The sequence below is a fragment of the Streptomyces sp. 8L genome (assembly GCF_020176795.1).
GTDB lineage: Bacteria > Actinomycetota > Actinomycetes > Streptomycetales > Streptomycetaceae > Streptomyces.
The window spans coordinates 53,854-63,862 of sequence record NZ_JAIUKE010000012.1 but is presented as its reverse complement, the minus strand read 5'-3'; the positions used below and the strand labels follow the sequence as shown (position 1 = coordinate 63,862).

Genomic DNA, 10,009 nt, shown 5'->3' with positions numbered 1-10,009 from the left:
CCTCCGTCTCCTCCCCAACACGCCTCCCCCACCCATCAGTTCGCCTGACAGGAGAGCAGAGCATGTCCCACTTCTCCACGTACATCGAACGGAACAGAGCCTTCGCGGCGACCGGCGCACAGCGCGACGTTCCCGAGATTCCCTTCGTCCCGTTCAAGCAGACCTTCGTGATCACCTGCCTGGACCCCCGGGTGGAGCCCGGCGCGGTTCTCGGCACCGGGCTCGGTGAGGCCATCGTCCTGCGCAACGTCGGCGGCCGCGTCACCCCCGCCGTGCTGCGGGACGTGGCGTGGATCAGCCACCTGCACGAGGTGAAGACCCCCGACGCCGACTGGTTCGACCTGGCGGTCATCCATCACACCGACTGCGGGTCCGGCTTCTTCGCGGACGACGACCTGCGCCGTGACTACGTCGCACGCGGCGGCTACGACGACGCGGCCGTCGCGGGCCTCGCCGTCCTGGACCCGGCCCGGACGGTGCGCGAGGACGTGGAGACCCTGCGTTCCTTCCCGCAGCTGTCGGGGCGGGTCGATGTCTCGGGGCACGTGTACGACCTCAAGACCGGGTTGCTCACCACGGTCGTAGGACAAAGGAACCGCACAGCCGCCGCAGAAGTCCAGGTCACCCAGGCGTAGGGTCGTCGGCAACCTGCTGCACCGGCGTCGCTGCGGCCGGGCCGGCGCGGGGTCCCCCCGCCCGGCACCACCGCGGCGGGCGCCACCCGACCCGCCGAGGACCGCGCATGACCGAACTGGACCGCCGCCGCTTCATATCGGCGGCAAGCACACTGACGCTCACCGCCGCCGGCGCCCTCACCGCGACCGCCGGCACGGCCGCCGCCGCGGAACCGTCCGCCACTGGGCACTCGGAGGAGCACCACGCCCCGGGCCGGGCCGACGAGTTCGCCGACCTGCTCGACCTCGGTGGCGTGCCGGCGGTCGCGCTGCCGGGTGACGCGGCGGACAACAACCCGGTCAATGTCTTCGCGGACCTCGGCGCCTGGCACGCGTACGCACTGCCCCGCGCCGACCGGCCCGCCTCGCTCGGCGGTTTCACAGGACCGCTCTACCTCGCGCAGGAGTACCCCTGGTGGCTGAGCGCCGGCTTCAGCCGCGTCCGGCTCACCGAGCACGGCAAGGAGCTGAGCCTGACCGGCGGCGGCGCTCCGCGGCTCACCTCGCTGCCCGGGCTGCTGCGGCAGAGCTACCGCCTCGGCGAGGGGCTCTCCCTGCGCCTGGAGCTGCGCTACGCCTCCCGCAGGACGGCCCTCGTCCGGGCCCTGCTCGTCAACGGCGGCCACACCGCCCGTACGGTTTCGGTGAGTTGGGCCGGGGAGCTGCTGCGCCCCGCGACCGGCCCGCAGCGCGACGCGCCGTCGCTGCACGCCACCGACCGGGGCGTGGCCGTCGGCTTCGCCCGGGTCCGTGAGGCCTCCGACTACCTGACGGACGGCACCGAACGCTTCGAGGTGACGCACCGGGACAGGGTCCGTACCACGGTGCACGGGGACGGCTACCGGACCGAGCTCGCCGCGCCGCTCACCCTCGCACCCGGCGCCGCGCACACCCTGGACTGGGCCGAGAGCTACACCTTCACCGCGGCCGAACGCGCCCGCGACGCCGCCGCCGTCCGGCGCGCGCTCGCCGCCCCGGACACGGTCGCGGCGGAGGGCGAAGCCCGCTGGGCCGGATATCTGGCCCGGGCGACGCACGGTGTGGCCGCCGGCCACCGGCGGCTCGCCGCCAAGTCGGTGCAGACACTCATCACCAACTGGCGCTCCGCCGCCGGGAAGATCCTGCACGACGGCGTCACACCGTCCCTCTCGTACAAGTGGTTCGCCGGCGGCATGTGGGCCTGGGACACCTGGAAGCAGGCGGTCGGCACCGCCCGTTTCGCCCCGGGCCTGGGCGCCGACCAGATCCGCGCCATGTTCGACTACCAGGTCCGGCCCGACTCCACCGACCGGCCGCAGGACGCCGGGATGATCCCGGACTGCGTCTTCTACAACGACCCCAGCACGGGCGGAACCAACTGGAACGAGCGCAACTCCAAGCCGCCGCTGGCCGCCTGGGCGGTCATGGAGGTCTACCGGTACGGCGGTGACCGCGCGTTCCTGCGCGAGATGTACCCGAAGCTCGCCGCGTACCAGGCGTGGTGGTACCGCAACCGCGACCACAACGGCAACGGCCTCGCCGAGTACGGTGCGACCGTCGATCCCGCCAACGACAGCGCGGAACAACGCCGCCTCGCCGCGTGCTGGGAGAGCGGCATGGACAACGCGCCGCGGTTCGACGCCGAACTCGGTGCGGCCACCACCGGCAACCGGACCCGGGACGGGCACCTGCTCGGCTACTCGCTCCAGCAGGAGTCGGTGGACCTCAACGCCTATCTCGCCGCGGACCAGGACCACTTGGCCGAGATCGCCGAGGTGCTCGGCATGCGCGGCGAGGCGGCGCACTGGCGCGCCCGCGCCGCGCGCAGCCACCGATCCGTGCGGAACCGGATGTACGACCAGGCGACAGGCTGGTTCTACGACACCACGCTGGACGGCGAACCCCTGACCACGCGCGGCCGGGGTATCGAGGGCGCGATCCCGCTGTGGACCGGTACGGCAAGTGCCGGGCAGGCCAGGGCGGTTCGGCGCAAGCTCGTCGACCAGGCGGAGTTCGCCACCTTCGTACCGTTCCCGGTGACCGCGAAGAGCTCCCCGCACTACGATCCCACGGCGTACTGGCGCGGCACGGTCTGGCTGGACCAGGCGTACTTCGCACTCGAGGGCCTGCGCCGCTACGGCTACGCCGCCGACGCCCGCGCCCTGGCGGACCGGCTGATGAGCCATGCCGCGGGTCTGACCGGGAACGCACCGATCGGCGAGAACTACGACTCGGCGACCGGCCGGCGGCTCAACTCCACCAACTTCAGCTGGTCGGCGGCGCTTCTGCTGCCGCTGCTCGCCTGATTCCGGCGCTCCCGGCCCCGGCCCGCCTCCAAGTCCGGGGCCGGGCCGGGCAGCGGAGCCGGGTACCGGGGCCGGGCACCAGGCCCGGCGGCCGGACACGCGCCGCCCAGCGATGGCCAAACATTGCTGTCTCCCGTTCGCCGTATCTAGCCTGTCGCCGACCCGGGGCGGTCGTCCGGTACGCGGCGGCTCTCCCGAGAGGGCCACAGGCGAGGAGATCGACGACATGAGCGAGGGCGTGGTGGGGAAGATCGTCCGTCCCGAACGGGTCACGGCCGGCCCGTGGCTGGAGGTGATCGCCTCAAATCTCGAATACCACCGGGCGGCTTTTCTGTGGAAGTGTGAAGGACTTTCGGAGAAACAGCTGCGACAACAACCCATACCATCCACGGAATTGACTCTGCTGGGCCTGATGCGCCATCTGCAGGGCGTCGAACGCGCGTGGTTTCAGCGGGCCCTGGCCGGCACGGCACCGGACTTCTTTCCGTATCGGACGCGCATTTCCCGTACCGGCGACACATGGTTCGACGAGTCCGACCCCACACCGGCAGCGGAGGTGTACGAGGACTGTCTGCGGGCGTGCGAGGAGTCGCGGCTCGTGTTCGCGGAGGTGACGGACGAGCCCGCGCGCCTCGTGCCGAACGAGGAGTACGGCGACACCGACGTACGGTTCGTCCTCACGCACGTGATCGAGGAGTACGCGCGCCATCTCGGGCACGCGGATCTCCTCCGCGAAGCCATCGACGGCGCCACCGGCGAGTAGCAAGATACTCCCCGCGGCGGCCCCGCCACGGGCCGTCCCCCTCTTCGCCGTTGCCCCGCCACGGGCCGTCACTCTCTCCCCACCGCTCACCTCCGGGACCCGGTGGAAACGGGCGCGGCGCGGGCCCCAGAGCGTGAGCCAGGGCTTCCGTCTGAGTCCGGAACCGGGCGCGCTAGCCTCTCCTCAGACCTCGACGCAGGCTGATTGGACATATCCCATGACAACGCCAGGGAGTAGGAAAAACCACTGGTGGTGGCGGCCCGGACAGAGCGTGGGACGCCGCCGCCACGCCTGGCGCCTCTCCTTCGAGAGGCGGGACGACGTCCACCGGCCGGCCGCTGACCATCGTTCAGCGCTCATTCCGCTTGGTCCGGCCCTCACGGTCATACCCGGCCAAGGGCCGCATCTCACGATAAGGAGCGCGGGGTTCGCGGACGAGACCTCGGAACGGGGCGCCCGGGCCGTCATGAGGGCCGTCCGCAGTCGCGTCGCCCGCGTCGAGCCCTCCGGTCTCCGGCCCGGTCCCGCGGCCGTCGTCCCCGAGAGCGTGCACCTTCCCGCCGGGTCCGCCGAGCCGATCGCCCGGGCCCCGGTCGCGGTCCCGGCCCGGGCCTCGGCCCCAGTACGATCGCGCCCCGCACGCCCCACCGGGGCGGAGCCGATCCTCATCCACCGGGACAGCCACATGCGCGACAGTCACATGGACGAATGGCGCCCTTTTTGCCGCTGTCCCGTTCACCCGAGAACACTGCGCCGCAGGCGTTTGAATCAATATGATGACGCGTCAGTAAGCTTGATTGGTTGATGCTACGATTCGAACGCTTGCGATCTGTGTGCTGATCCACGACTTGACAGTCGATAAGCCCCCCAGAGGTCGCCGCGCGAGCTTTCGGTGGCGTCTGAAGCTGCCCGCTAGTAGAGAGCCTTATGTCCGAATACCAACTGGTTTCAGCCATCCTAGCCGGTCTCTTGGTGATCGCCCTCCTCGCCGTGGCGGTTCTGCTGTGGCGGCAGCGCAGTCAACAGCGCGAGCTCAGGAGACAGGGCCAGGTCAATCGCGACCTGGGCGCCCAGAACACCATGCTGCAGGGTGAGAACCGACAACTCTCCGCGCATCAGGCCGAATACGTCGCGGCCTTCGAACAGCGCACGGAGGAAGCCGCCCACGGCGCCCAGGAGCGCGCGGCGGCGGCGCTGTCGACCACGGTCGTCGCCCTCACCCGCACGCTCCAGAGCGCGGCGGCCAACCAGGCGCGCCTCATCGAGGAGAACATGCGGCGGTTCGGCAACAACTCCGAGCACCTGCAGGAGTGGCTGAAGACCGACTCCCACAACGCCCAGTTCAGGCGCAAGGCGCAGGCGCTGGAGGTGCTCTCAGGAGGCCGTCTGCCCCGGCGCCCCGAGGCGGCGTCCATCTCCGACATCGCGCGCGGCGCGCAGAGCCGCATCCGCCACTTCAACCGCGTCGAGATCCGCATGGCGGGCAGTGACGTCGCGGTGGTCGCGCGGGCCGTGGAGCCCGTGGCCCTGGTGCTCGCGGAGCTCCTGGACAACGCGACCGAGTACTCTCCCCCGACCTCGACGGTGGAGGTCGAGATCCGGGACGTCCCCAGCGGCATCTGCGTCAGCATCTACGACTCCGGCGTCGGCATGACGGAGGACGAACGCAAGACCGCAGAGGCCCTGTTGTCACAGCCCGCGTCCCTCGCCGATCTCGGCACCCCGCCCCAGATCGGCTTCCGGCTCATCGGAACCCTGGCGGCTCGGCAGAGCGGCTTCTCGGTGTCCCTCAAGGGCTCGCCGTACGGCGGTGTCGAGGCGGTCGTGCTCCTCAGGAAGGAACTGCTCACCGAAGTCCCGCAGGCAGCCCCCCGACCGACGACAGAGGGAGTGGAACCGACGGTGACACGGACCGAAGGCGACCTCGGCGACGCGGACCAGGGAAACACACCGGACACCGACGCGGACGCCGCCGCATACGGCGTCACCCACGGAGGTCTCCCGCGCCGGCGCAGGCGGCGCAGCGAATTCTCCGTAGTGCCCGGCACCAGTGATGAGCGGCCGAACTCCGGCACTTCTGCACCAGTTGCCAACTTTGGGGCCTTTCAGCGAGGCAGTACGGCTGGTCGGTCCACTCCCATCAGTGAAGGGCGGGACGATCAGTGAAGCCGCAAGTCGAGTCGTGGATGCTGGACAACCTGATGCAGATCAAGGACGTCACGTCCTGCGTTGTCCTCTCCGCCGACGGCCTCCTCATGGGGCGGAACGAAACGCTCGAACGGGACGAGGCCGACCGGTTCGCCGCCAGCATGAGCGCGATGCAGTCGCTCAGCCGCATCGCGAACAGCGAGGTCCAGGACGTCAACAGCCACTGGCTCCAGACGCTGGTCGAGGGAACCACCGGCTACATCTTCCTGGCCTCCGCGGGCGAGGGCGCCTATGTCGCCGTGGCGACCGGCAAGACCGTGGACATGGAGGCGATCGCCTTCGCGATCCAGCAGCTGGTCCAGCGGCTCGGAAAGTACCTGTCCAGCCCTCCCCGTGAGGACGCTGGTCGCCAGTGACGATCCCACCGAACGGCACTGATCCGGATGACGCGGACGAGCCCGCAGACGCGACCGAACAGACCGCGCTCGTACGCCCTTTCGTCTTTACCGGTGGCAGACCGCTGCCCAAGGACGACGAGTTCGACCTGACCGTCCTGGTGTGGGCCACTCCGGACGCGGGGCGCCGCGGGGGCCCCGTCTCCCCCGAGAAGCAACGTCTTCTCGATCTGTGCTCCGGCGGATTCCTGTCGGTGGCAGAGGTCGTCGGACACACCGGTCTGCCCGTGGGGGTCGTCAAGCTTCTGCTCGCCGACCTGACGGAGCAGGGACACCTGAGGACCAGGGCGCCCATCGCCAGGGCCCAGCGCCATGACCCGAAACTCCTACAGGAAGTGCTTGATGGCCTCCGAAAGCAGCGACAGAAACTCGGGTGACCCGCGTTATCTGCCCGAGAGCGTGACGACGACCGTCAAGATCCTCATCGTGGGGCATTTCGCCGTCGGGAAGACCACGCTCGTGGGCACATTGTCGGAAATCGCGCCCCTGCGCACCGAAGAGACCATGACGCAGGCCGGGGCGGACATCGACAACCTCCAGGGTGTCCAGGGGAAGACCACCACCACCGTGGCCATGGACTTCGGCCGGCGGACCCTCAGCGACAGCCTCGTGCTGTACCTGTTCGGAACGCCTGGCCAGAACCGTTTCGTGCAGTGGTGGCAGGACCTGGCACGGGGGGCGCTCGGCGCCCTGGTCCTGGTGGACCCGGCCCGTCTCGGCGAGTCCTTCGCCGTCATGGACCTGGTGGAGACCTACGGCATTCCCTACACGATCGCCGTCAACCACTTCGACGGCGCGAACGAGCATGCCGAGGGCGAGATCAGGGAGGCACTCGACCTGCTCCCCGAGACGCCTGTCGTCTTCTGTGACCCCCGCAACGAGCAGTCGTCGCTCGAATCCCTCGTAGTACTCGTGGAATACCTGCAAAAGATAACCGGCTAGGAGCACGTCATGGACCAGCAGACACCACCGCCGGGCTGCCCCGCCCACGCGGGCGGTCAGAAGACATCTGTCCCGTTGTTCGGGGCCGAATTCACCGCCGATCCCCAGCGGTTCTACTCCCACCTGCGTCAGTTCGGCCCGGTCGCGGCGGTCGAGATGGCGCCGGGAGTGCAAGCGACTCTCGTCACCAGTTACGACGCCGCCCTGCGGGTCCTGAAGCCCCCCCACAACTTCGTGCGCGACTCGGATCAGTGGCAGGCCTTCCACGACGGCTGGGTGCCGCAGGACTCCGACGCGCTTCAGCTGATGCTGAAGCGGGAGAACGCGCTGTTCGCCGACGGGACGGAACACATCCGGCTGCGGCAGGCCGTCAAGGACAGCCTCGACCAGGTCGACATGTTCACCCTGGGCAAGAAGGTCGAGCAGTTCTCCGACTACCTCGTCGACCAGTTCTGCCGCGACGGCCAGGTCGATCTGATCGCGCAGTTCGCCCGCAAGCTCCCCCTTCTGGTCTTCAGCGACCTGTTCGCCTGCACCGAGGACACGGGCGACCGCCTGATCTCCAGCATCTCGGACCTGTTCGACGGGCACGACGCCCACAACGCCAACGCGACCCTGGTCGAAGCCCTCTTCGAGCTCGTCAAGCTCCGCCGCAGGGAGCGGGGCGCCGACGTGGTGTCGTGGCTCATCGAGCACGAAAGCGGCCTGAACGACCAGGAGATGGTCCAGCAGCTGGTGCTTCTGATCGGCGCGGGCTCCGAGCCGCTGCAGAACCTCATCGCCAGCACGCTGTGGCGGCTCCTCCACAACCCGCAGCTCCGGGTGGACGAGGCAGTCAACTCCACCCTGTGGAACGACCCGCCCATCGCCAACTACGCGGTGCACTACGCCCTTTCGGACACCGAGGTGTCGGGCGCCGTACTCCCTGCGGGGCACCCCATCGTGATCAGCTTCGCGGCGGCCAACACCGACCCGGCGCTGTCGAACGCCGGGGCGGCCTCGGGAGGCGCGCATCTGGCCTGGGGCGCGGGCCCCCACACCTGCCCCGCCAAGAGCTGGGCCCACGTCATCTACATGACGGGCATCGAACGGCTGCTCACCCGGCTCCCCGACATGAAGCTCACCCTGCCGGCCGGGAAACCGCAGTGGCGTCAGGGCGCGTTCACCCGCGCCCTGGTCGAACTGCCGACGCAGTTCCCGCCGGAGAGCCCGACGCATACCGCCAGTGCGACGCTGCCCGCCGCGCCGCGCCCGGCCGCGCCCTCGCTCCCGTCCGCCACGGACAGGCCGAGTGCGCCCGCGCCGGAGGCCGCACCGTCGCAGCCGCGAAGCGGCGGACTCTGGAGCAACTTCCGCCGCTGGCTCAACGGACAGTGACTCACATCACAGTGAGAAAATGCGTTCGCTGACGAATATGCCGCCTGCTTAGACGGGTAGCCACGTGGTGACCCTGCGTCCGCGGGTCATCTGCACGGAGGTGTCCTTGTGCTTCCCGCTGCCACAGCGGATTCGAAACGCCGCGAAATCACTTCTCTGTGCTCACGTCTGCGCAGGTCCGAGGGGCAGAGGAACCCGTTTCCCCTCTACTCGGAACTGCGGGACCACGGCGAGGTCGTCCCTGCCCCCTGGGGCGGACACCTGGTGACCTCGTACCACCTCTGCTCCCGGATTCTGGCGGACTCCACCTGGGGTGTGCCGACGGCGGGTTGGCGGGCCGGTCAGGCGAACAGACGCTGGACCGCGCCCTCCTCCGTGGCGATGGGTCAGCTGCTGCCGATGCTGAACCCGCCGCAGCACACCCAGGTCAGACGCTCCGTCACCCCTCTGTTCAGCCGCGCCACACTCCAGGACATCGGCAGGCCCGTCGAGCAGATGGCGGAAGCGCTGGTGGAGCGGTTCATCGAGCGCATGCGGGACGGAGGTGCCGACTACGTCCCCCTCGTGAGTGATGAGCTTCCGATCCAGACCATCGGCACCTGGCTGCGCATACCGCCGCGGGACTTCCACTACCTCCTGCACCTGACGCATGAACAGGCGTGCACCCAGGAGCTGTTCCCCTCGCCGAGCGAACTCGACCGAGCGGATCGGGCGACCCGCGAACTCCACGACTACTTCTGGTCGTTCATCCTCCAGTGCCGCGAGAGGCCCGGGGACGATCCCGTCTCCGGGTGGCTCGCGGCCTGGGACGAGAGAATCGGGGACCGGGCGCAGAGCGACGCTACGGTCCATTCCCTGGTGCTTTTCATGCTGTTGGCCGCCATGGAAACCACCACCCATCTCCTGTCCAGCGTCATGTGGCTGCTCCTCACCCGCCCCGGCCAGCTCGACGAGCTGCGAAACCGGCCCGAGGACATCCCCGCCACGGTGGAGGAGATACTCCGCTACGACCCTCCCATCCACATGATCAGCCGTATCGCCCCCGCCGACCTCGAACTCGGCGGATCGCTCATACGGGAGGGGGAGATGGTGCAACTCATGGTGGGCGCCGCCCAGCATGACGAGTCCCAGTACCCCTCCCCCGAGCGGTTCGACCCGCACCGCAGAACCAGCCACCTGGCCTTCGGCCGCGGTATCCACCACTGCCTCGGCGCGCCACTCGCCCGGCTGGAGGGCAGGGCCACCCTGACAGCGCTGCTGCGCCGCCTGCCGGCCCAGTGGCACACCCGCGCCGAACACACCGCCGCCTGGGCTCCGCGCTTCGTGCTGCGCAGGCTCGCCTCCCTGCACGTATCGGTCGTCTAG

General features: G+C 69.5%; 9 protein-coding genes. All 9 read left to right on the top strand.

Features of this window, described 5'->3' with window-relative positions:
* The first annotated feature begins 62 nt into the window (after window positions 1-62).
* The 9 genes from LCE31_RS01700 (at window position 63) to LCE31_RS01660 (ending at window position 10,009) form a co-directional block, all read left to right on the top strand.
* Window positions 63-635: a carbonic anhydrase gene (locus LCE31_RS01700; RefSeq protein WP_225012118.1), complete on the top strand. Its 573-nt coding sequence runs from the start codon at window positions 63-65 to the stop codon at window positions 633-635.
* Between the two features lie 107 nt (window positions 636-742).
* Entirely contained in the window at window positions 743-2,959 is a 2,217-nt protein-coding gene (locus LCE31_RS01695) for an MGH1-like glycoside hydrolase domain-containing protein (RefSeq protein ID WP_225012117.1), read from the top strand.
* Between the two features lie 226 nt (window positions 2,960-3,185).
* A complete protein-coding gene (locus LCE31_RS01690) occupies window positions 3,186-3,722 on the top strand; it encodes a DinB family protein (protein ID WP_225012116.1) in 537 nt (178 codons plus the stop codon).
* Between the two features lie 972 nt (window positions 3,723-4,694).
* Window positions 4,695-5,888: an ATP-binding protein gene (locus LCE31_RS01685; protein ID WP_225012121.1), complete on the top strand. Its 1,194-nt coding sequence runs from the start codon at window positions 4,695-4,697 to the stop codon at window positions 5,886-5,888.
* Window positions 5,885-6,286, top strand: coding sequence for a roadblock/LC7 domain-containing protein (locus tag LCE31_RS01680; RefSeq protein ID WP_225012115.1), 402 nt, complete (start codon window positions 5,885-5,887; stop codon window positions 6,284-6,286). The genes LCE31_RS01685 and LCE31_RS01680 overlap by 4 nt, the downstream gene beginning before the upstream one ends.
* Window positions 6,283-6,702 (top strand): DUF742 domain-containing protein, encoded by a 420-nt coding sequence (locus LCE31_RS01675; RefSeq protein WP_374118372.1) that lies wholly within the window; start codon window positions 6,283-6,285, stop codon window positions 6,700-6,702. Before LCE31_RS01680 ends, LCE31_RS01675 begins: the two co-directional genes overlap by 4 nt.
* Complete coding sequence (locus LCE31_RS01670) at window positions 6,668-7,267, top strand: GTP-binding protein (protein WP_225012114.1); 600 nt, start codon at window positions 6,668-6,670, stop codon at window positions 7,265-7,267. Before LCE31_RS01675 ends, LCE31_RS01670 begins: the two co-directional genes overlap by 35 nt.
* Before the next feature lie 9 nt (window positions 7,268-7,276).
* Entirely contained in the window at window positions 7,277-8,644 is a 1,368-nt protein-coding gene (locus LCE31_RS01665) for a cytochrome P450 (RefSeq protein WP_225012113.1), read from the top strand.
* 264 nt (window positions 8,645-8,908) lie between these two features.
* The gene (locus LCE31_RS01660; protein WP_225012112.1) at window positions 8,909-10,009 is read left to right on the top strand and encodes a cytochrome P450; all 1,101 of its coding nucleotides are present in this window, start codon (window positions 8,909-8,911) and stop codon (window positions 10,007-10,009) included.

Excerpts from the sequence above, each read along its gene's own strand:
- LCE31_RS01700 (WP_225012118.1), top strand. The coding sequence starts at position 63 with ATGTCCCACTTCTCCACGTACATCGAACGGAACAGAGCCTTCGCGGCG.
- LCE31_RS01695 (WP_225012117.1), top strand. The coding sequence starts at position 743 with ATGACCGAACTGGACCGCCGCCGCTTCATATCGGCGGCAAGCACACTG.
- LCE31_RS01690 (WP_225012116.1), top strand. The coding sequence starts at position 3,186 with ATGAGCGAGGGCGTGGTGGGGAAGATCGTCCGTCCCGAACGGGTCACG.
- LCE31_RS01670 (WP_225012114.1), top strand. The coding sequence starts at position 6,668 with ATGGCCTCCGAAAGCAGCGACAGAAACTCGGGTGACCCGCGTTATCTG.
- LCE31_RS01665 (WP_225012113.1), top strand. The coding sequence starts at position 7,277 with ATGGACCAGCAGACACCACCGCCGGGCTGCCCCGCCCACGCGGGCGGT.